The sequence below is a fragment of the Halorubrum luteum genome (assembly GCF_054652935.1).
In genome coordinates, this window is record NZ_BAAIGT010000002.1 from 667315 (window position 1) to 689455 (window position 22141).

The 22141-nt window shown below is 67.1% G+C and carries 17 protein-coding genes and 1 tRNA gene; 7 read left to right on the plus strand and 11 right to left on the minus strand.

Annotated elements, in window-relative coordinates; genetic code table 11:
• Positions 1-140: 140 nt before the first annotated feature.
• The 4 genes from ACYQ0R_RS03285 to ACYQ0R_RS03300 all read right to left on the minus strand — a co-directional run bounded on the left by ACYQ0R_RS03285 (position 141) and on the right by ACYQ0R_RS03300 (position 5070).
• On the minus strand, positions 141-2045 hold the full coding sequence (locus ACYQ0R_RS03285) for a helicase C-terminal domain-containing protein (protein ID WP_459820906.1): 1905 nt from the start codon (positions 2043-2045) through the stop codon (positions 141-143).
• A 186-nt stretch (positions 2046-2231) separates the two neighbouring features.
• Positions 2232-3497 carry a DUF418 domain-containing protein gene (locus tag ACYQ0R_RS03290; protein ID WP_459820907.1) on the minus strand — a complete coding sequence of 422 codons (1266 nt, stop codon included), beginning with the start codon at positions 3495-3497 and terminating at the stop codon, positions 2232-2234.
• Positions 3498-3650: 153 nt separating this feature from the next.
• Positions 3651-4715 (minus strand): Gfo/Idh/MocA family protein, encoded by a 1065-nt coding sequence (locus ACYQ0R_RS03295; protein WP_459820908.1) that lies wholly within the window; start codon positions 4713-4715, stop codon positions 3651-3653.
• A gap of 229 nt (positions 4716-4944) precedes the next feature.
• On the minus strand, positions 4945-5070 hold the full coding sequence (locus ACYQ0R_RS03300; protein WP_459820909.1) for a hypothetical protein: 126 nt from the start codon (positions 5068-5070) through the stop codon (positions 4945-4947).
• 279 nt (positions 5071-5349) lie between these two features.
• On the opposite strand from ACYQ0R_RS03300, the gene ACYQ0R_RS03305 reads away from it, so the two are divergent.
• The 4 genes from ACYQ0R_RS03305 (at position 5350) to ACYQ0R_RS03320 (ending at position 9328) form a co-directional block, all read left to right on the plus strand.
• A complete protein-coding gene (locus tag ACYQ0R_RS03305) occupies positions 5350-5691 on the plus strand; it encodes a ferredoxin (RefSeq protein WP_459820910.1) in 342 nt (113 codons plus the stop codon).
• A gap of 54 nt (positions 5692-5745) precedes the next feature.
• Positions 5746-5830 (plus strand) — tRNA-Leu (locus ACYQ0R_RS03310).
• Between the two features lie 1228 nt (positions 5831-7058).
• Complete coding sequence (locus tag ACYQ0R_RS03315) at positions 7059-8126, plus strand: DUF4013 domain-containing protein (RefSeq protein ID WP_459820911.1); 1068 nt, start codon at positions 7059-7061, stop codon at positions 8124-8126.
• A 134-nt stretch (positions 8127-8260) separates the two neighbouring features.
• Positions 8261-9328 (plus strand): mRNA surveillance protein pelota, encoded by a 1068-nt coding sequence (locus tag ACYQ0R_RS03320; protein ID WP_459825649.1) that lies wholly within the window; start codon positions 8261-8263, stop codon positions 9326-9328.
• A gap of 61 nt (positions 9329-9389) precedes the next feature.
• Here ACYQ0R_RS03320 and ACYQ0R_RS03325 read toward each other — a convergent pair whose 3' ends face one another.
• The 3 genes from ACYQ0R_RS03325 to ACYQ0R_RS03335 all read right to left on the minus strand — a co-directional run bounded on the left by ACYQ0R_RS03325 (position 9390) and on the right by ACYQ0R_RS03335 (position 11451).
• Positions 9390-10391: an ornithine cyclodeaminase family protein gene (locus tag ACYQ0R_RS03325; protein ID WP_459820912.1), complete on the minus strand. Its 1002-nt coding sequence runs from the start codon at positions 10389-10391 to the stop codon at positions 9390-9392.
• Between the two features lie 56 nt (positions 10392-10447).
• Positions 10448-10771: a DUF8015 family protein gene (locus ACYQ0R_RS03330; RefSeq protein WP_459820913.1), complete on the minus strand. Its 324-nt coding sequence runs from the start codon at positions 10769-10771 to the stop codon at positions 10448-10450.
• A 269-nt stretch (positions 10772-11040) separates the two neighbouring features.
• Positions 11041-11451 (minus strand): DUF3054 domain-containing protein, encoded by a 411-nt coding sequence (locus tag ACYQ0R_RS03335; RefSeq protein ID WP_459820914.1) that lies wholly within the window; start codon positions 11449-11451, stop codon positions 11041-11043.
• A gap of 118 nt (positions 11452-11569) precedes the next feature.
• Here ACYQ0R_RS03335 and ACYQ0R_RS03340 point away from each other — a divergent pair, with 118 nt between their 5' ends.
• The 3 genes from ACYQ0R_RS03340 to hemA all read left to right on the plus strand — a co-directional run bounded on the left by ACYQ0R_RS03340 (position 11570) and on the right by hemA (position 17247).
• The gene (locus ACYQ0R_RS03340) at positions 11570-14152 is read left to right on the plus strand and encodes an efflux RND transporter permease subunit (protein WP_459820915.1); all 2583 of its coding nucleotides are present in this window, start codon (positions 11570-11572) and stop codon (positions 14150-14152) included.
• Positions 14153-14225: 73 nt separating this feature from the next.
• Complete coding sequence (locus ACYQ0R_RS03345; protein ID WP_459820916.1) at positions 14226-15902, plus strand: ethylbenzene dehydrogenase-related protein; 1677 nt, start codon at positions 14226-14228, stop codon at positions 15900-15902.
• Between the two features lie 85 nt (positions 15903-15987).
• Positions 15988-17247: a glutamyl-tRNA reductase gene (hemA, locus tag ACYQ0R_RS03350; protein WP_459820917.1), complete on the plus strand. Its 1260-nt coding sequence runs from the start codon at positions 15988-15990 to the stop codon at positions 17245-17247.
• Positions 17248-18243: 996 nt separating this feature from the next.
• On the opposite strand, the gene ACYQ0R_RS03355 is transcribed toward hemA, so the two are convergent.
• The 4 genes from ACYQ0R_RS03355 to ACYQ0R_RS03370 all read right to left on the minus strand — a co-directional run bounded on the left by ACYQ0R_RS03355 (position 18244) and on the right by ACYQ0R_RS03370 (position 22087).
• Positions 18244-18789 (minus strand): TIGR04206 family protein, encoded by a 546-nt coding sequence (locus tag ACYQ0R_RS03355; protein WP_459820918.1) that lies wholly within the window; start codon positions 18787-18789, stop codon positions 18244-18246.
• Between the two features lie 153 nt (positions 18790-18942).
• Positions 18943-19311, minus strand: a complete 369-nt coding sequence (locus ACYQ0R_RS03360) for a hypothetical protein (protein WP_459820919.1) — start codon at positions 19309-19311, stop codon at positions 18943-18945.
• Positions 19312-19491: 180 nt separating this feature from the next.
• A complete protein-coding gene (locus tag ACYQ0R_RS03365) occupies positions 19492-20601 on the minus strand; it encodes an OBG GTPase family GTP-binding protein (protein ID WP_459820920.1) in 1110 nt (369 codons plus the stop codon).
• A gap of 124 nt (positions 20602-20725) precedes the next feature.
• A complete protein-coding gene (locus tag ACYQ0R_RS03370; RefSeq protein WP_459820921.1) occupies positions 20726-22087 on the minus strand; it encodes a LolA family protein in 1362 nt (453 codons plus the stop codon).
• Positions 22088-22141: the final 54 nt, after the last annotated feature.

Consider the following 22141-nt stretch of genomic DNA (forward strand, 5'->3'; position numbering starts at 1 on the left):
AAACTGTTCGCGCTGTTCTTCGCGTTCCTCATGGTGAGTTCCATGGTCGCGTGGGGCGTCACCGCCCTGTAGCTGGCCGGTCGCACCGGCACGCTGCCCGCGTCTCGCCGGGGAGCGTTACTAGCGACTCAGGTCGTCCGTCACTCCTCGCCCCACACGTCCGAGAGCGGATGGTTAGCGCGGCGTTCTGCATCCGACTCCGACCGCGTCCGTGTCTCCGATCCGGACGACCCGCCGGACCCTACGTTCCCGTCCGCGGAAGCGGCATCTCCCCTACCCGATCCGCGCGTGGTCCGTCCCGATCCGCGTCTGGAGTCTCCCGATCCGTACCCCGTCGCCGACCGATCCACCCGCGAGACGCCCGTGGGCTCGGCGTCGATGCCGGCGAGCGCGGCTGGCGGGTCGAACTCGGGGAGCGTCGGCGTCGTCATCGCCGCGATCTGGTCGCGGAACCACGGCGGCGTGTCGGATCGCGCGCGGTCGAACAGATCCAGAAGCGAGTCGTCCGCAAGATACGTCGCGCCGTGATCATCGGGCGACCTGACGACCCGTCCACACGCCTGTATCACCGTGCGGAGTGCGGCCCGGTGGTACCACGCCCACTGCCCCTCCTCGAGCCGTCGCGCGACGCGCGAGTCGTTCGTGTTGAGATACGGGGCCTTGCAGATCACCTGCCAGCGACAGAGGTCGTCGTGGAGGTCGAGCGCCTCCTCCATCTTCACCGAGACGAACACCTCCGGCTCCGCGCTCGCCTTCCAGGTCTCCAGTTCGGCGTCCCGGTTCGTGCTCGTGTGTCGACGGAGACGCGCAGCCACCCCGAACTCGCCGAGCTTCTCGACGAGTCGGTCGGCGATCGCGTACGAGTGTGCGTGAACCAACCCTTTCTCGTCCGGATGTTGGGCCATCAGTCTCACGATCAGGCGAGCGATCCGCGGGATCGTCTCGTCGCGGTGTTCGTACGTCATCGACCCCTGCGTGACGTCGTACAACGGGCGATGTTCGAGCGGGAACGTGTGTTCGACGTCGACGAGGGCGACGTCAGCCGGATCGAGTCCGACGCCCCGACAGAACGCCTCCTTCGAGAGGATCGTCGCCGACAGCAACGCGAAGCGGTTCCCCCGGTCCCACACCGTGTGACGGAGGTATCGGGCAGGATCAAGCGGCTTGATCGTCACCGCGCCACCCTCGCCGTCCGGCTGGTCGACGACCCAGGTCGTCGGCGAGTCCGGATCCCGGTAGTCCTCGAGGAACCAGCCGAGCTCGGAGATCAGCTCTCCTAGCCGGTCGCGGCGCGCGACCTCCTCGCGAGTAAGCTCCGGGCGACCCACAAGCTCGTCTTTCGCGCGCTTGGCGACGTCTCGAAGCGTCGCGGCGAAACGCGCGGTGCGGTCGAGCGCGTCCTCCTCGGCGCTCGCGTCACGCTCGACGTCAGGAACGCCAACATCATCCCAGACGGGGACGCGGTCGGGCGTGAGCTCGATCGTCGCGTACATCTCGGCCCATTCGGCAAGCCCGTGCGCCTCGTCGATCACCACGACGTCGCGCTTCCGGAACGTCTCGGAGCCGGCCGTCTGCATGAAGTACGCGAGCGTCATGGCGGCAAAGCGGTTCGTGGAGGCGATCGCACGGTCGGAAAAGTACGGACACCGATGTTTGATCGTGCAGTCGAACCCCCGTTCACGAACGCACGGTGCCCGATCGACCGGCGTGTCGTGCTCGCCCGGGAGGACACAGTCGTAGTTCGATTTGCCGCGGATCACGTTGAACTCCTCGAGCAAGTCGTCCGTGGCGACGTCGTCGAGCTGAGACACCTGCGGCGTCGTGTAGTACGCGCCGGTGGCCTCGCGCGGTGCCGCGTCGGCGACTTCGCGGGCCGCGCCCATCACGGCCCGGGCGATAAGCGACTTACCGCTGCCTGTCGGTGCGCGAACGAGCACCACGTCGTTGCCCGCCGCGAACGCCGCACGGACGTCCGAAAGCGCCTGTTTCTGCGCGCCGCGAAAGCTCGGAGCCGGGAACTCCGCGGGAATCCGGTCGGGGTCCACAGCCGACCCTGACGCCCTATCCGCCTAAAAGACTCGGACCGCGACGCACGATCGAGGTCGACACGGGCAGTGGGGGTCGAAGCAGTGAACGCACCCCGGGGTCAAGCCCCGGGGCAGTCGCCTTGTACCGCTTGTACACTGCCCCGACCCATTCCCGCTCGCGTCGCAAACTCATCCATCGGCACATCACCGAGTACGAAGCGGCTGCCGCTCGCCGTACGTCAGCGTCCGCCAGAGCCACTCGACCGGCCCGAACCGGAAGCGACGGAGCCAGAGCACGGACAGGGGGATCTGTATCGCCCAGATCGCGACGACGACTCCGAGCAGCTCCACGCGCGCGAGTCGTCCGAACAGTCCCAGCCCATGACCGTAGAAGATCGAGGTCGCCAGCACGGTCTGCAGGAGATAGTTGGTGAACGCCATGCGGCCGACGGCGGCGAGCGCGTCCGTGACGACGCCGCTCGGCCACCGGAGACACCACAGCGCGACGATCCCGATGTAGCTGGCCGCGAGCGGAAGGCTCCCCCAGTAGTTAAACTGGCGCCAGAACACGCCGGCGGCCCCGGTCCAGTCGTTCGCCTCGATGTACGCGACGCCGGCGAGGATCGGCACGAGTCCGGCGACCGCGCCCGCGGCGACCAGCCCCCGATAGAACCCGCGTGATCGCTCCGCGCTCAACACACCCCACTTGAAAACTGCCATTCCGAGAAGCATCGATCCACCGACGCGCCAGACGGTAGCGCCCACGAATCCGGTGGTCTGTCGTTCCCAGGCCGCTGCGGCCCGATGGTCGAACTGTTCGATCCAGCCGCCTCGATAGGCGGCGACCTCGGCGCGGATCGTCGCCTCCGCCGGCCGCCACAGCTCGGCGACGAGCTCCGGCGGCACCGTGAGCGCCGCGGCGACTTCGAGGATCGACGGCACCGCGATGAGCGCGATACCGACGAGAAGCTGCCGTGTCGGGGGCCACGTTCGGAGCGCGACGATCCACAGCGCACAGATCCCGTACGCGACGAGGATGTCGCCGTACCACAGGAGGTACGCGTGGGCGAGTCCGATGAGGACGAGCCAGATGCTCCGCCGATAGTGGAGCCGAAGCGATGTCGACGCGGAGCGCTTCTCACTGCTCATAAACAGCACGACCCCGGCACCGAAAAGCACCGAGAACAACGTGATGAACTTCTCCTGAAAGAACACGTGTCCGAGCAGCCATGCCCAGTAGTTTACCCCCGAGAAGTCGCCGTACACGGTGGGGTTCAGAAGCGTCGCCTCCGGCATCGCGAACACCCACACGTTGACCATCAGAATACCCAACACCGCGACGCCTCTGAGCACATCGAGGCTTACGATCCGTTCAGAGGGTGGGGTCGGCTCCGGCGCGGCAGCGTCCGACGACCGGGAGGAGGACTCGCCGCCCGACGGTTGCGTCGAACTCGCATCGCCCGACTGCATGGAGGTGGTCGAAGTCACTAGCTCTCGGAACGGACGCGCCGCAACGACGAATAAGTTCGGTGATCGGAACCGGAGTACATGGACGATGACGCCGAGCGGACGGTACGGAACCAGCCGAGCGGACGATGCGGAAACAGCCGAGCGGAACGAGCATCAGTCCAATCGGATCGCGCGGCCTTCTTCGGCGGAGCGGTAGATAGCGTCGATGACGCGCTGGACGGTCAGGCCCTCCTCGATCGTGTTGATCGACGGGGGCTCGCCTGCGGCGACGGCGTCGAGAAACACGGCCTGTTCGGCGGCGTGGCTGTCGCCCGCTCGCGTCTCGACGTCCGTATCCGAGAGATGGTGGCTGCCGCCGGTTGCCGCCTCGTGAAGCGTGAGTTCGTCGCTGCCGCGGTCGAGCGTCGCGCCGGCTTTCGTTCCCCGGACGACGAACTCGTCGTTCGTCGGGCGGTTCGTCGCCCACGCGACCTCCAGTGACACCGTGTTGCCATCGGCGTCGCGGATGAACGCGGACGCGGAGTCGTCGACGTCGAACTCCTCCGGCCCCTCGTCTTCGCCCCACATGTGGACGAACGCGTAGTCGTCGCGACCGCCGAACTCCGATCGCGTCTCGCCGGCGACCTCGACGACGTCGGGGTGGTCGAGGAAGTACAGCGCGAGGTCGATCGCGTGGACACCGATGTCGATGAGCGCCCCGCCGCCAGCAACCGCATCCGACGTGAACCACGACCCCCGACCCGGAATTCCTCGGCGGCGAACGTAGTTCGCCTCGACGTGGGTCGTCTCTCCGAACCGTCCCTCGTCCTGATAATGTTTGATCACCTGGACGGGCTCGGCGAATCGGTTGTTGAACCCGACCATACAGAACCCGTCGGCGTCGGCCGCCGCCTCGGCGATCCGCTCCGCGCTCTCTAGGTTATGCGCCAGCGGCTTCTCGAGGAGGACGTCCAGCCCCGCCGACAGCGCCGAGACGGCGTACTCCTCGTGGAACCGGTTCGGCGTCGTGATCAGGACGGCGTCACACGCCTCGTAGAGCGTCGACTCGTCCTCGTACGCGTGGACGCCGAACTCCTCGTGAAACCGGCTTCGGGCGTCGGCGTCGATGTCCATCCCGCCGACGAGCGTTCCTCCATGCTCGACGAGCCGGGACGCGTGGTGCTGCCCGATGCCGCCGAGCCCGACGATACCGACGTCGACGTCGTTTGCGCTGCCCATGTGCACAAATTCACAACAATCGTTGTTAAGGCTCACGCTCCGTCGATCGGCTCGCCGGGACCCGATAACCGGGAGTCCAGTTGCTCTTCGGTTATCGGTTGTCGGTTATCGTCGGCAGAACGAGTTGTCGCCCGGTCAACGGTGTTAACGCGTCACAGTGAAACGGCAGGTGAGGACTCGGATGCGGCAGGGAACGGATCGAGGGTCCGCGGGTCAGGTGCGGCTCGGCTCACCGGTCGTCGCTCGTCACCTCCGATCGCTCCTCGGCGGGCGGTCGTTTCGGCCGGTACGTTCGTCCGCCGTCGAACGAGCGGGTCACCGGATCGCTGACGTACTCCACGATGTACGACGTCATGGCGTGTTACAAAGTAACGTGGTTTGGATATATAAACGCTGCGCTAGAACTGTTTATACACTTATTAATATCGTGTAATTGTGAATGGAAGATGCGCTCAATCGCTTATTTTGTGATAAATGTATGTATTTTGGTGGTATTTCTCAATAAAGTCTGATTCTAATGCGCGGCGGTGCTGACACGGACGGGAGGGGTGTGTCGTGATCGGGAGTAACGGTCGATTCGTGATCGAGAGACATGACCGACAGAGGAAAGTCGTACGGACGTGAACGGGATCACATGAGTACCGAGGAAGACGACGTCGTGTCGCCAAGCGATCTAGGTGGCGAGGGGCCGCCGGTGGAGGAGAAGCCGTACAAGATCGTTTTCGAGGCGAACAAGTGCTTCGGCGCGGGCAAGTGCGCGGAGGTGTCCGACACGTGGGAGATGGATATCGCCACCGGGATCGCGAAACCCAAGACGTACTACATTGGTGAGGAGGATCTGGCGGAAAACATCGAAGCAGCGGAGGCGTGTCCGGCGAAGAAGGACCGCGGGATCATCCACGTCGTCGATCGACGCACCGACGAGGAGGTCGCGCCGGACCCGCACGGTGATGGTACGCTGTCGGTCGACTGGTGAGCTGGCAACCGCATCCGAAAGGGGTTTGAGCGGCCCCTGAAAAATGAGGGGTGCGCGGGGGTGGCTGAGCCTGGCCAAAAGCGGCGGACTTAAGATCCGCTCCTGTAGAGGTTCGAGGGTTCGAATCCCTTCCCCCGCATTGCTGCTGCGAGCAACTCGCGAGCAGCAGGAATCGAACCTGAAAGGATTCGAATCCTTCCCCCCACATGCCGTGCCGCTCACCGGAACGCAGACAGTACGATGAAGGCGTCATAGCACTGTTCGCACGGATCTGGTTACCCGACGACCCAACCGTCAGAACGAGCCTGCTTCGTGATCGATATCGGGCGTACGTCGCTCACGAGGGTGGATGGTTGGTTTATAAGCGATACCGTGGAGGGGTTGGTGTTCGTTTATAAGTGAGTCGCGAGAGCGATAGCTCCGCGACGAACGATCCGAAAGCCCCAGCCGCGACGGCTCGCGCGCCTTGCTGCGCTCCTCGGTCGCTCACTGCGTTCACTCCCTGCGGTGCTTACTGCGGCGGGCGTCGCCCCACCGGGAGACTGCGTCTCCCGAGCCCCCGCTCGCTCCGCTCGCGGGGATCGCGACTGCCCCTTTCAACCCCACCCGACCGCACCGCAACCGCACCTCACGCCTCCCCAGCCTCGCGGTTCGCGCTCTCCGAGCGCTCACCGCGTCCCTCGCGCGCGCTCCTCGCGCCCGACGGGCGCTCGGAGGCGCGCGCCGACCGCCTCACGGCCGGTTATAAGGGAGACATGCGCTGTTAGTGCGGTGGCGCGCGCCGCGAGCGGGCCAGCGGCCCGCGAGTCGCGAGGGCGACCGGAGGGAGCCCTCGGACGCGAACGGCGAAGCCGTGAGCGAACGCGCGAGGGAGACCGGAGGGGCCGCCGAGCGGTTCCGGCGGCCCCTCCGGTCGAGGCTGGGGCGGTCCGAGGCTGCGGTGCGGGGCGGGACTGGAAGGGGCAGTCGCGAGGGCGACGCCCGGCGACGAAAGCACTGCAGGGAGCGAAGCGACCGAAGCGCGCAGCGAGCCGCGCGAGCCGTCGCGACTGGGGCTTCCAAGTCGGTCTCTGCTCCACTGCTCATTTATATACCACTCTTCACCACGCTAAATCCGTCTTTATAAGCATCTACTCGAACTCACACTGCGCAATATACGCCCGAACTCGATCGCCGCGATGGCTGCACCGAGCGATTCTCGTGTAGGCGTGTGGCCTGTGTCATAACACCGTCCACGTCTCCTGTCTGTTATTGCCTTCCGCCCCACCACCTCCCGTCTCCCACCTCCTCCGTGCACAGACGCCTCCCGTTACCCACGCGTCCCAGCCGCACACCCTTTTATACGATCCGGGGACGACCGTTCGGGTATGCTTCGGGGTGCGCTGACGACGCCGACGCGGACGGACGATGCGGCGGGCGTCCTCGTCGTCGGGTCGGTCGTGACGCTGCTCGCGTGGACGGTCACGCCGGTCTGGTTGGTCGCCTCGCTCGCGTTCCCGCCGCTTTTCGCGGCTGCACCTCTGATCCTCGCTCCGGTCCTCGTCGCTCGGGGATATTTCGTCCGGGTCGTCGCCGGCGGAATCGCCGACGGTAACGCGGACGGGGCTCCCTCGTTCGTCGAATGGGGGCGGCTGTACCGCGACGGGCTGAAGTCGCTGCTGCTGTCGGTCGTGCTCCTGTTGCCCCTCGTGGCGCTGGCCGCGCTCGGGGTTGCGGCCGGCGCGGTCGTCGAGCTCGGCCGGGTCGACCCCGAGCCGGTCGTCGAGGGGGCCGCCGACGTCGCCGTCGGCGATACGGAGGCGACGACCGCGCTCCTCGGCCTCGTCGGCGGGCTCGTCGGCGTGCTCTCGGTCGGCTATCTCGCGGCGTTCGTGTACGTCCGTCCCGCGGCACTCTCGCTGTTTGCCGACTCCGGACGGCTCAGGGACGGGCTCCATCCCGGACGGCTCCTCTCGGTCCTCACCTCCGGCGACTACGCGGTCGGCTGGACGCTCGCGATGGTCACGCTGCTCACCGGCTACGCGCTCGCCGCACCGTTCGTCCCGCTTCTCGTCGGTATCACGGTCGTGTTCGCCACCCGGATCGTCGCCCATGCGCTGTACGGCCACGGCGCGTCGACGGCGGCGGAGGCGTCGACGGCGGCGGAGGCGTCGGATTCGGCCGGCGCGAGCGACGCCCCGGGATCGACGGTGCCGAGCGATGGCGGCGGAGCGACTGGACGGCACAGACGACGTTTCGACGAGGCCCCACCCGACGTACAGACGGGACGATCGGTCCCGTTCCAGAATGTGATCGAGCCGGAGTACACGGCGGGAGGTCCTCCGGACGAGGAGACGACCGCGGAGTCGGATGCGGCCGCGGAGTCGGATGCGGCCGCGGAGTCGGATGCGACCGCGTTCGAGTGGGGGCCAGCGGTGAAGGACGCGACCGAGTGAGGAGCGACGACGCGGCGGCGGACGAACAGCCCGATCTGGACGTGAACCGCAAGCGCGGTCGCGTTTCGGGCTCGCACGCCACGCCGTCGGCGTGGATGCCAAGGGTTGATAGCCCGCGGGGCGAACGGTCGCCCATGCGTATCGCCGACCGGGGTTACGGCGAGGAGGGCCGCGAGCGGCTCACCCTCGTTCCCGAGAACGTCGACGACCTCTGGCATCTCGCACACGTCCTCGAACCGGGTGATCTGGTCGAGGGCGACACCACAAGACGGATCCAGCGCGACGACGACCGAATGAGAGACACGGGCGGACAGCGCGAACATCTCCACGTCACTCTCGAGGTGGAGTCGGTCGAGTTCGCGCGGTTCGCCAACCGGCTGCGGATCGGCGGGGTGATCGTCGGCTGCTCCCGCGAGGACCAGCTCGGCCAGCACCACACGATAAACGTCGAGGAGCACGACGAGCTGGTCGTCGAGAAACGGTTCAAACCGGACCAGACCGAGCGGATCCAGGAGGCGACCGAGGCCGCAGAGAACCCGGACGTCGCGATCGCGACCGTCGAGGAGGGGGCGGCGTACGTCCACACCGTCCAGCAGTACGGCACGGAGGAGTACGCCTCGTTCACGAAACCGACCGGCAAGGGCGAGTACTCTCGGCCGCGCGAGGAGCTGTTCTCGGAGCTCGGCGAGGCGCTCTCGCATCTCGACGCCGACGCCGTGATCTTCGCCGGGCCCGGATTCACGAAAAACGACGCCCGCGACTACATCGCCGAGGAACACCGCGAGCTCGCCGACCGGATCACGACCGTCGACACCGCCGCTGCGGGCGACCGCGGCGTCCACGAGGTGCTCAAGCGCGGCGCGGTCGACGAGGTACAAAAGGAGACGCGGATCTCGCGGGAGGCGAACCTGATCGACGAGCTCACCGAGAACATCGCGCAGGGCGCGAAGGCGACGTACGGACCCGAGGACGTCGCGGAGGCCGCGGAGTTCGGCGCGGTCGAGACGCTGCTCGTCGTCGACGACCGCCTCCGGACGGAGCGACAGGGCGAGGGCGACTGGGCGATCGACATCAACGAGACGATCGAGACGGTCGAACAGCAGGGCGGCGACGTCGTCGTCTTCTCCTCGGAGTTCGCACCCGGCGAGCAGCTCTCGAATCTCGGCGGGATCGCCGCGATCCTCCGATATCGGCTGCAGTGAACGCCTCCACCGGTCAGTTCCCGTCACGGTCAGTTCCCGTCACGGTCAGTTCCCGTCACGGTCAGTTCCCCGTCAGTGCCTCGCTCGCGGGCGCGAACGTGATCGGCTCGCCGCGGTCGGCCTCGACCGCGCGCTCGTACAGCATGTACGCGGCGGCGGCGGTCTCGACCCCGGTGCCACCCGAGTCGAACACGGTCACCGCCTCGTCGCTCGTCCGTCCCGGATGCGCGCCGGCGACCACCTCGCCGAGTTCGGCGGCGACGTGGTCCTCGTCGATCAGGCCGGCGTCGAGCGCGGCGAGGAACGAGCCCGCGTCGTTTCTCACTCTGTCCGCCAGGTCGGGAACGTACGTCGCTCGCGCGACCAGCTCGGGCGGCAGCTCGTTTTTCTTCGGGTGGTACTGCCCCATCGCCGTGACGTGCGTCCCGGGCTCGACGTCCGCATCGTCGATCACGGGGTCGCTCGCGGTCGTCGCCGTGATGACGACGTCCGCGCCGGCGAGCGCTGCGCTCGCGCTCTCGACCGCGGTCACCTCGGGGTCGAGCTCCGCGTCGAGCTCGTCGGCGAACGACTCGCGGCGCTCCGGCGTGGGCGAGAAGACGCGGACCGCCTCGAACTCGCGGACCGTGGCGGTCGTCCGGAGCTGGCCGCGCGCCTGCGCGCCGCTGCCGATCACGGCGACCTCGGTCGCGTCCGCGCGGGCGAGCGCGTCGACGGCGACCGCGCCGGCCGCGCCCGTTTTAAACGGGTTCATCGCCGCGCCGTCGAGGAGCGCAAGCGGCTCGCCGGAGTCGGCGTCGAAAAGCGGCGTCATGAACCACGCGTCCTCCGCCCCGAAGCCGGCCGAGTAGGTGTATCCGCCCATCGCACCCGTCTCGGGGAGCACTGCGGCGTACGTGGTGAGCATCCCCGGCGGGTCGCGGTTGAACAGCTTCGTTCGCGGCTCCGCGTCGCCGACCCCCGTTCCGATCTGGCGGTACGCGTCGCGAACGGCGGCGACGTAGTCGGCGGGCTCGGCGAGGTCGTCGACCTCGGCACTCGTGAGGAACAGCGCGTCCGTCATACTCGCCCGGTCGGACGCGAGCGACTAAACCGTGCAGGCCGCGGCAGAACGAGGGGTCAGTCGGAGGCGCCGGGGGACGCGGAGGCGCCGGGGGACGCGGAGGCGCCGGGGGACGCGGAGCCGCCCGACGGAGTCGAACCGCCCGAGGTCGAGCCGCCCGGCGCGGACGCTCCGGCGGCCGGGCCGTTCGGCGACCCGGGTTCGGCGGGCGCGGTGACTGGATTCCTGACGAACATCGCGTGGGCCATGAGCCCGATCGCGACGGTCGCGCCCGCGGGGAGAGCCGCCGTCAACGACAGTCCGACCAGGTTCAGGAACGCGGTGATTCCTAACAGGGCGGCCGGAATGAGCCCGAGGACGTAGTCGTAGTACCCAGTCATATTTCATTGGATACTATGGCAGATCCCATTATAAAATTTTCCCATACCTATCTCGTTACGAGAGCGGCTAATCTGGAGATAATACACATAACTTATACAGTGATGTCGGACACAGAGAGGGATTCGACGGCCCGTAACGAGTAGTTCCGAGATCCGTTTTGTATCGACCACTGGGTGGTCTGTCCGCTCGACGCGTGTCAGATCGTCCGAGTGATCGAGGGTGGTGTATAAAAGGCGATCGCGACCGGCCTCGGTCGATCCGCGAGCGCTTACCGGAGTTTGAAGTACAGCACGCGCCAGGCGCCGAGCACGACCATCCCGCCGACGAGGGTGATCGCGACGAACGCGGGGGCGACCCCGCCGGTGAACACGAACGTCCGGAGCACGAAGCCGATCACGGCCGCCGGGATCCACGACCGAACGACGAGCGGGACGGAGGATTTCGCGGTCTCGGCCGCACCCGCGGAGTACGCGCCGACGAGCGGGGCGGCGATCGCCCAGCCGATCAGGAACGGCGCGAGCACCTGCGCGAGGTACAACGGGTTCTCGATCAGGAACTGCGTCGTCGTGTGACTGAGCGTGCCGGCGGTCAGAAACGCGACCAGCACGAACACGTCGCCGACCGCGAGCGGCGCCGCACCGCGATCGACGCGCGACGAGAGCAACGACTGTAGGTCCATACCGGAGCGTCGGCTCCGCGGTACTTTGTACGTACGGATTCCGATTCGGGGTCCTCCGGATCGGTCGCCCACGCCCATCCGAACCGTTATCCGACCGCTGGGACAATCTCCGCCGGGAATGGACCCGGTCGAACGCTACGCACGGGCCGTCGTCGCTCACCGGAGACTCCTCCTCGCCGTGGTCCTCGTCGCGACGGCCGGGATCGGCGCGGGCGTGACGGCGACCGACTGGGAGTTCGGGGTCGCGGAGTTCGACGTCGATTCGGAGGCGACGGAGGCGCAGGCGTACGTCGACGACGCGTTCGAGACGGACGAACGACCGATAACGCTCCTCGTCGTCCGCGGGGACCACGCCGTCACGCGGGAGGGCGTGCTCGAAAGCATGGACGCACAGGAGGCGATCCGGACGAACGAGACGGTCGCGCCGACGCTCGCGGACGACGCATCTACCGTCGGGATCGGGAACGGCCTCGCGGTGGCCGTCGATCCGAGACTGCGAATGTTCGGCGGTTCGCCCTCGATCGACGCCAAGCGGTCGGTGCTGGAGGGCCGAACGGACGACCAGTTCGAGCGCGACCTCGAGCGGCTGCTCGCGAGCGACGACGTCGCCCCCGACGGGTATCCGCCCGCGTCGTCGCTGCTCCCGCGGGGATACCGACCGGGCGAGTACCGACCGGGCGAGAGCGACGCCGCACACCTCGTGGTCGTCGTACACGGTCCGGACGCGACCGACGAGGAGCTGCTCGCGGCACAGCGAACCGTCGAGGCGATCGGCGACGACCGGATCCGCAGCGCCGACTCGTTCGTGATCGGCCAGCAGCTCGCGTTCGACCGGGCGAGCCAGGCCACTGCGGACGGGTTCGCGCTGGTCGGTCCGTTGCTTTTCGTGACCGTCGTGGTCGCGCTGGCGCTGGCGTACCGTGACCCGGTCGACGTACTCGTAACGCTCGGCGGACTCGGCGTCGTGCTCGTCTGGCTCGCCGGCTTCCTCGGGTGGACCGGGATCGGTATCAATCAGCTCCTCGTCGCGGTTCCCTGTCTGGTCGTCGGGCTCGGCATCGACTACTCCCTACACGTCGTGATGCGAACCCGCGAGGCGGCGGAGCGGTTCGGTGGGGACGGGATCGACGGAGGCGCGCTCGACGGAGGCGCGCTCGACGGAGGCGCGCTCGACGGATGCGCGCTCGAGACAGCCGCGAGCGACGCGGAGCGAGCGGCCACTGACGGGCTGTCCGGGGTCGCGTTCGCGATCGGCGCGACCACCGCGACGACCGCGCTCGGCTTTCTCGCGGGCGTGGCGAGTCCGATCGCGCCGCTCAGGGAGTTCGCCGTCGCGAGCGCGTTCGGCATCCTCGCCACGTTCGTCGTCTTCGGCGCGGCGCTTCCGGCGCTCCGCGTCGAACGGCGGCGTCGACTCGCGGGGCGCGATTCGATGACGACCCCGTCACCGATCGGGCGAGTTCGCTCCGTCGAGCGAGCCGTGGGCGTCGGTCGCCTCGCCGCGGTGGCGATGCCCGTCCTCGTCGTGATGCTCGCCGTCGGCCTCGCGGTCGGCGGCGCGTACGGGGCGACGACGATCGACACCTCGACGGACCGGAACGACTTCCTCCCGACGGAACAGCCCGCGTGGGTCACGTCGCTGCCGGAGCCGGTCCGACCCGCCGAGTACGGGCTCCGCGAGCAGGCGCTGTACGTCGACGAGACGTTCGACCGGCCGACCGACAGACGCGCGTCGGTGCTCGTTCGCGGCGACGTCACCGATCCGGACGTGCTGGCTGCCGTCGAGCGCGCGCACGGAGCGGAGATCGATCCGGCGATCACGGCCACGCCGATCGGCGGCGATGCCCCGGTCCGGACGCCGCTGTCCACCGTCGAGCGGATCGCCGCGGAGGACGACGCGGTCGCCGAGGCGTACGCCGACGCGGACACGACCGGCGACGGGGTTCCCGACCGGAACGTCGAGCGGCTGTTCGACGCGGCGTTCGAGGCCGACCCGGCGGCGATGGCGGCCGTCGTCGAGCGGGACGACGATGGGTCGTACCGCTCGGTCCGGACGGTCGTGACGGTCAACGAGGGTGTGGACGACGCGGTGGTCACGCGCGAACTCGACGCCGTCGCGGCGTCGCTGTCCGCCGAGGGGGTCGACTCGACGGCGACCGGGGAGCCGGTGCTCGCCCACCAGCGGGCGACGGCGATCCTGACGACCGCCGTGGAGACGTTCGTGCTCGCGTTCGTCGCGATCGGGGCGCTCCTGACCGCCGCCTTCCGGCTCCGATACGGGACGTGGACGCTCGGGCTCCTCACGGTCACGCCGGTCGTCCTCGCGCTCGCGTGGCTGCTCGGGACGATGTCGCTGCTCTCGATCCCGTACAACGCCGAGACGGCGATCATCACCGGGATCGCGCTCGGGCTGGGAACCGACTACGCGATCCACGTGAGCGACCGGTTTCAGAAGTGTCGGGCGGACGGAGACCCGACGACTACTGCTCTCGACGGGACGCTCCAAACCACCGCCGGGACGCTCGTCGCGAGCGCGGTGACGACCGCCGTTGCCTTCGCCCTGCTGGGTCTCACCTTCGTGCCGCCGCTGCAGCGGTTCGGCCTCATCACGGCGCTCGCCGTCGCGTACTCGCTTTTCGCCGCGGTCGTCGTGCTCCCGTCGCTGCTGGTGTTGCGCGAAAGGATCGTCCAACCCACATAAATACCCCGAGTGATTATAAACACCTGAATACTCAAGGGGAGAACTAAGGCCTCCGCGGGTGAATGCTCGTACTATGGTGGAGTCACCACCCGGCGACGATGAGGAACCGGACATAACGGAACTCGAGGACGACGAACTCGTCGAGCAGTTCGGCGGCAAGCCGACGTTCCCGGGAACGGCCTCGAACACACACCGGCGGCGACTGCTCCAGGCGATAGGGGGAGCGAGCACCGTTGCGGTCGCCGGGTGTCTCGGGCTGTTCGACGATCCGGACGAGGAACCGCCCGAAGAAGAGACGCCCGAGGAGACGCCCGAAGACACGCCCGATGAGGAGCCGGGCGAGGACGAGGGGCCACAGCGCCCGGACTACACGCAGATAGACCACATGACGCCGGACTGGGCGATGAAGGACCTCGTCATCTCGCTCGACATGCAGGCAGCGTACAACGACGAGGAGATCTTCTTCCGGTTCGAGTGGGACTGGGACGTTCCGAACGGTTGGTTCCACGACGTGTTCGTGTTCGAGGACGGCGAGTGGGTGCGCTACGGCGAACCGAACCCCGGCGCGGCGGATCCGGACTACGGAGTCGGCGACATATTCGGCGGTTTTACCGAGGACCGGATCGCGTTCATGATCGACGACGGCACGGTCGAGGGGTTCGAGAACTTCGGCGGCTGGCTGACGATCCACGAGGGGACTCGCACCCTCCCCAACGCCGCCGCACCCGACGAGGTCGAGGCCGATCCCCACCACGGGGACATTCTGGAGAACGACGACGTCCGAAAGTACATCCCGCAGTCCCGCGAGGGCGAGTGGTGGGAGAACGCGTGGGACGGCGTCAGGGACCAAGACGAACTCGACGAGATGCTCGAGAACGGCGAGTATCTCGACATGCCGATGGTACGTTGTGCTCGGGGCGTTCCCGGCGGCTACGCGACGCCACACACGATCCTCGATCACCGACACGGGGCGATGGACGAACCGTCGACTCGGATCCGTGACAGTCAGGGACTCGACGACGACGGTCGACCACAGTACATGTTCGACCCGGACCTGGTCGAAAACGGGGCACTGGAGCTCGACGATCTCTACGATGGGAACGTCCTGCAGACCGACACCCACGCGCTGATCCACCGCGACGAGGACCGCGACGACGACGCGTGGCCACCGGACGTCGAGGACACGACCGCGGAGTTCGACCCAGAACTCGCCGAGTTCGAGGGCGCAGTGGTCCCGCGGCGGATGGTGTTCCCCGACGAGGTCGAGGGCCCCGGCGGGCTCTGGAAGGTCGACGGGACGTGGGAGGACGGAACGTGGACGATCGAAATGCATCGTGAACTGGAGGCCGGGTATCTCGGTGAGACCGACTTCGAGCCCGGTGAAGTGTACGACTTCTCCCCGGCCGTTCACGGTGGAGGTGCCCAGCGCTGGCACTGGGTCGGCTACCCGTACAAGCTCGGGCTCGGCGTCGAACCCGACTACCAGGGCGAAGGCGACCAAGTCGGCAACAGCGAACTGGTCGCCGAGGAGATCGACGGCGAGCCGGACTGGGGGTCCATCGAGACGTACACGCTCCCATTAATGTATCCCGGACAGACCGATTGGACGTGGCTGACCAGCGGCGAGCACCCGCGCGTAGACGACGTGCGGAACAACGAGATCAACATCTGGGAGTACCACGACGAGGATCCGGAGTCGTTCGGCCAGCGAATGATCGACCTCGAGGAGCGGGAAGCGCCACGAAGGTAACGGCGTCCCTCCGGGGTCCGCCCCGGTTCGACACCGCGTGCAGTCCACCATAACACCCATGTATGACGACGTGGCCGGTCTTCGAGTGACGCTCGACGGCGACGGGTTCGACAGATTCGAGACCGTCGCCGACCGTGACGAGTCGGGAGTCCGCCGTTCGCTCAGCGAGACGGCGGGCGTCGAGGCGGCGTTCTCGCTGGAAACCTGCCAGCGATACGAACTGTACGCGTACGGCCCGAACGCTCGCGACGCGCTCGCGGAGCTCGGCCGCTCTTTGGCGCTCGACGTTGCTCCGGACAGCGACCATCTCGTCACCGGGCGAAGCGCTGTCGAGCATCTGTTCCGTGTCGCCTGCGGGCTCGAAAGCGGCGTCCTCGGCGAGGACGAGATCCTCGGACAGCTCCGGCGCGCGCACACCTCGGCCGTGGACGCCGGTACACTCGACGGCCACCTCGAAACGATCGTCTCGAAGGCGCTCCGCGTCGGCGAGCAAGCCCGCACGGAGACCAGCATCAACGAGGGCACCGTCTCGCTGGGCAGCGTGGCCCTCGAACGCATCCGCGAGGCGCTCGACGACCCGGGAACCCCGGACTCGCTACGGGGGTGCGAGACGATCGTCGTCGGGGCCGGCGAGATGGCCACGCTCGTCGTCGACGCGATCGCCTGCCGAGTCGGTCTCGACGCCTCGGTGACGGTGGCGAACCGGAGCGTCGAGGGTGCAAAGCGGCTCGCCGACCGCGTCGACGGCACCGCGATCCCGCTTTCCGCGCTGTCGAACGACCAGCTCGCGGCCGCCGACGTCGTCGTCTCCGCCACCGCCGCCCCCGACCGAGTACTCACGATGGGAGACCTGGTCGGCCACGAGCTGGTCGTGGTCGATATGGCGAACCCCCGCGACGTCGACCCCGCGGTCGGCGATCTGGCGGACGTCTCGCTCGCGAGCATCGACGACGTGCTCGCGGTGCAAAACGACGAGCTCCGCCGCCGCGAGGCCGCCGTCGAACCCGTCCGGCGGATCGTCGACGAGGAGCTCGAGCGCCTGACCGAGCGGCTTCGCGTCGAGCGGGTCGACGACGCGCTCGAACGCTTCTACTCGCAGGCGTACGAGATCAGGGAGTCGGAGCTCCAGCAGGCGTTCGACCGACTCGAGGCGAACGGGGAGCCGCTGACGGACGCCCACCGCGAGGCGATCCGCGACTGCTCGGAGGCGATCGTCAACAAACTGCTCCACCCGAAGGCGGCGACGCTCCGGCGTGCGGCCGCCAACGACGACAGCGATACGGTCGACGCGTGGCTGCAACTGTTCGGGCAGGCGTCCGAGGACGGCACGAGAGCGGACGGATAGCCGCGTCGGTGTCCGGCCGATTTTCTCATACGATCTTCAAGGGCGTCATAGCACAGTTCACACACGGTCACACGAGTCGCCCAGTGCAGCTATCGCGGTGATCGATGTCGGGCGTACGTCGCTCACGAGGGTGGATGAGGGGTTTATACGTGATTGCGTGATGGATCTGGAGGTGATTTATAAGTGAGTCGCGGGAGCGATAGCTCCGCGACGAACGATCTGAAAGCCCCAGCCGGGAGGCGGGCGCACGCTCGCTGCGCGCTTCGGTCGCTCACGTCGTTCGCTCCCTGCAGTGCTTGTGTCGCCTGCGCCCGCCTCCCGGCTGCCCCTTTCAACCCCACCCGACCGCACCGCAACCGCACCTCGCGCCTCCCCAGCCTCGTCGGCGGCTCGCGCGTTCCGCGCTCGCCGCCGCCTCCCTCGCACGCGCTCCTCGCGCTCTTTCCAGAGCGCTCGGAGGCGCGCGCCAACCGCCCGCCGTCACCTGATATATAAATCATGCTCTGCGGTGTGGTTGCGGTGGCGCGCGCCGCGAGCGGGCCAGCGGCCCGCGAGTCGCGAGGGCGACCGGAGGGAGCCCTCGGATGCGAACGGCGAAGCCGTGAGCGAGCGCGCGAGGGAGACCGGAGGGGCCGCCGAGCGGTTCCGGCGGCCCCTCCGGTCGAGGCTGGGGTGGTCCGAGGCTGCGGTGCGGGGCGGGACTGGAAGGGGCAGCCGCGAGGGCGAAGCCCGGCGACGTAAGGACCGCAAGGAGCGAACGTAGTGAGCGACTGAGGACCGCAGCGAGCCGCGCGAGCCGTCGCGGCTGGGGCTTCCAAGTCGGTCTCTGCTCCACCGCTCATTTATATACCACTCCTCACCGCGCTGAATACACCTTTATAAACCACACATCGATTCTCGTATGCGCAATATACGCCCGAGATCGTTCACGGCGCACGCAACGTCGCACGGCCGATTCGGGTACGCGATCATGGGATACCCACCAGACCCGGAGTTCTATCGAGGTCCCTCACGGAGGTCTCGACCGTATCCGACGAGAGCGACCGCGATCGTCGCGGCAGCACCAGTCGGTAACACGGTGAGCCAGCCGACCGTTCGGCCGACGCCGAATCGCCCGGCGACGCCGACCGTGACCCACAACGACGCGAGTGCCGCCAGCACGAGCAGGCCGCCGGTCACGCGCCGGTCCTCTCTGCCGAGAGCGACGCCCCCGGCCGCGCTCGCGGCCGCGAGGAGGTGGAACCCGAGCGCGACCGGCCACACGCGGATCGAGCCCGGTAACACGCCGATCGGCAGGGTTCCGTCGAGGAAGAACGACCAGACGGGATACAGCTGGACGCCGGTCGGCACCGGTCCGCCGCTCGTGTTGAGAAACCCCCACAGCGTCACGAAGGTGAGACCGTCGCCGGAGGGGACGACGGTCATCGGCACGAAACACAGCGCGCCGACGGCGACCAGTGCTCGCCCCGAACTGACGGCCGGGTCCGCGTTGCCGACCCCGGACGTCCGCTCCCGTTCGCCTCCGTCGCCGGACTCGACCATATCCGACGTCGGGGACGCGTTGATAAATGTGGTTCGGCCACGCTCGTCGTCGCTCAGTTGGCCGCGGTCGCCACTCCGGCCGGCGTCGTCCGCGCTCTCGGGGAGCCCACCGATTGTGGTGGTGAACAGGATGTGGCGAGCGGCCGTCAGACCCTACAGTCCCGGTGTCGTGCCGTGCCGCTCATTGTGAAGCGCGGTCGGGACTCGAGGGGTGGACTGTACAGAAATCACAGCAGTGAGACGGGTTTGCGGCAGCCCAGCGGCAGCATCACACGGTGGTGTCTCCTCGCCAACACCACGGATCACAGCGAGATATTGCCAAACACTGCCGAAAATTAGAACGGTCCGCCGGTCGATGTCGAGACTCACTCGCTCGAGGAGCTCCGCGTACGCCTCCTGCTGCCGGATGTTCGAGGAGACGATGGCGTCGAACACCTCGCCGATCAGTTTCGCCGTGAACTCCGCGAACTCGAGGTCCTGTAGGCGCGTCGCGCTCTCGACTACTTGTTCTGATGCTGACATCTTGAGATCCGATATGGTATACTAGTGAGATGTATTAAATTTATGCTTTATATAGATATTTTCCCGTTTGAGGTATACAATAGTCCGGTGTCGGTTGTTCAGATCGTTTCGACGTGGACCCACCGGTCTCGCGTGGTGCGGTTCGCTGGCGTGATAGCTTCTGGCGGTCCACGTCCCGTCTCACTTCCGGGCGACGATCCGAAGCACGTCCTCGTCCGCGAGCTCGTGGCCTTTCCCGACCTGCTGTTCGTCGTGTTTGGCGCTCGGACCGGTGACGCGTGCGAACTTGAACCGTTCGTCGAACTCGCCGCCGATCTTCGTGCATGCGTCGCCGACCGTCGCTCCCTCGAAGAGGATCAGTGGCTCCTCGTAGTCGACGCCGCGGCCCGGTTTGTCCATGTAGATGCGGATCAGTCCGAGCTCCTCCCAGAGCCGCTCTTTGAGCCCGTCCATGCCGCGCTCTTCTTCAGCGGAGATGAAGACGACGTTCTCGGGATCGAGATCACGCTCGCGGAGCTCCGCTTTGACCGTGGGGAGATACTCCCGATCGATGAGATCCGCTTTGTTCACCGTCACCATCGACGGAAGGTACTCCCGGTTGTCCATGACGCCGTCGACGAGCTCGTCGATCGTGAGGTCGTGCGGTATCGTCACTTGCGCGTTGACGTACCCGTACTCCCGGAGCACCTGTTTGACGGTCTCCTCGTCCAGACTCACCGCGTCGCCCATCGTCACCTGGATCCCGTCTTTGTGCGTCTTCCGGACGTTGATATTCGGCGGCTCCGTGTCGATCCGGATGTTGGTGTCGTACAGCTCCTCGGCGAGCCGATCGTACTGCTCGATCTCGAACACGGAGAGCACGAACACGACGAGGTCCGCGGTTCGTACCACCGAAAGCACCTCCTTGCCGCCGCCACGTCCTCCGGCGGCACCCTCGATCAGCCCCGGCACGTCGAGCATCTGGATGTTCGCACCGCGGTACTGTAGCATGCCGGGATTGACGTCGAGCGTCGTGAACTCGTAGGAGCCGACCTCGCTGTCGGCGTTGGTGAGCGCGTTGATGAGCGTGGACTTTCCGACGCTCGGGAAGCCGACGAGCGCGACCGTGGCGTCGCCGTGTTTTTCGACCGCATAGCCGTGACCGCCGCCCGCGGAGGACTGGTTCTCCAGCTTCTCCTTTTTCTCCGCGAGCTTCGCCTTGAGCCGTCCGATATGCGCCTCCGTGGACTTGTTGTACGGCGTCTCGGCGATCTCCTCGCGGAGTTCCTCGATCTCTTCCTCCAGTCCCATTACTGTACGCTCGGCCGTTCGGCTCGTTAAAGGTGTTCCTTCGTGACCGGTCCGGAGGCTCCCGGTGACGAGCGCGTTGGTCCGCAGTGTTCCACGGTCGTCCGCCTGCTGCGGGAAGCGTCCGTCAGGACGGGTCGGAACAGGCAGTCGATTCGATCGACTCGGCCACGTCGAACAGCACCGGCTGCGTAACCTCTCCGTACACCGTGTACTGTAATCCGTCACACTCCCAGTGGACCGCGACTCCGGACATCGTGTTCGTCACCGTTGCCTCCCGGTCGCCGACCTGGGCCGTCACTCCCGTCGGCTCCGTCCGCTCCTCGGCGATCGAAACCGCGACGTCGGATTCCGCTCCGCCGGAGTCAGCTTCGCGGCCGTCCGAGTCGGTTTCTGAGCCGTTCGTCCCGGTTTCGGAGTCGTTCGCGCCGGCTTCGGAGTCGGGATCGGTGTCGTTCCTCCCGACCGCGCCAGCGTTCCGGTCCTCGGTGTCGTCCGGGCCGGATTCCACGTCGACGGTTTCGGATCTGTACGTGACGCGTACGGTGGTGTTTTCGTTTCGGTTCCTGACGGTCACATCGTCGACGGCGAGCCCGTCCGGGGCGGATGCCGCCGCCAGTTCGAACGACACCGTTTCGGCCGCCGCATCGATCGAGTCGAACGAGGCCGTCTCTCCGAACTCGTGTTCCGTGACATCGGCGTCGGTGGGTGGTTCGAACGTGAACCGGTCGTCGTCGAACTCGGCGTCGAACCGAACCGATTCGAGCGTACGGGCGAACGTCGTTCGTTCGCCGTCGGCGTCGGCGAGATGCACCCGTTCCGCCAGCGGATACGCGCGTTCGACGTCCACGTACAGCGAGTGTCCCTCGAACACGTACTCGTCGTCGACGGCGGAGCCGACGGGAAACGCGTACTCCGTCTCACCGAGTACCACGTGTATTCCGTCCGGCTCGCTGGTCGGCAGCGTAAACCGAACGTGGTGTGCGTCGCGGCCGGCGATCGTCTCTCGACCGACGTACTCGAGCTCGAACGAGCCGGTCATCTCCCCGTAGTGGGTGTACTCTGCCTGTGGAAACGTCACGTTCCCCTCGTCGAGATCGTACTTCGTCGCCTCCTCGTCACGCGGGTCGTACGTGTACAGAGTCTCGCCGTCGCTCACGACGAGCCGACCGTCCGGCGACCGGTCGTCGGTCGACTCGTGGATCAGGTATCTGTGGTGGTCCGTCCCGTCGCGGTCCCACATCTCGCTTCGACGCTCGTGCTGCTCGCCGTCGGCGACGTACTCCAGAGTGAACGTTCCGTGCACGTCTCCGTGCTCGTTCGCCTCGTCGACCATGCGCTCGACGATCTCGTCGGGTTCCGGTTCCGCGGCGTCGCCGGTGGGAACCTCTGCTCCGCCGATCACCGCCCCACCGACGACCGCGGCTATCACACCGACAGCGAGCAGGACGGCGATACGTCCCGGAAGGAGGGCCTCACGCGAGGACATTCGCTTTCGCACGTGATGTTTCGACAAACAAATAAGTACCGTGATGTTTGGTGA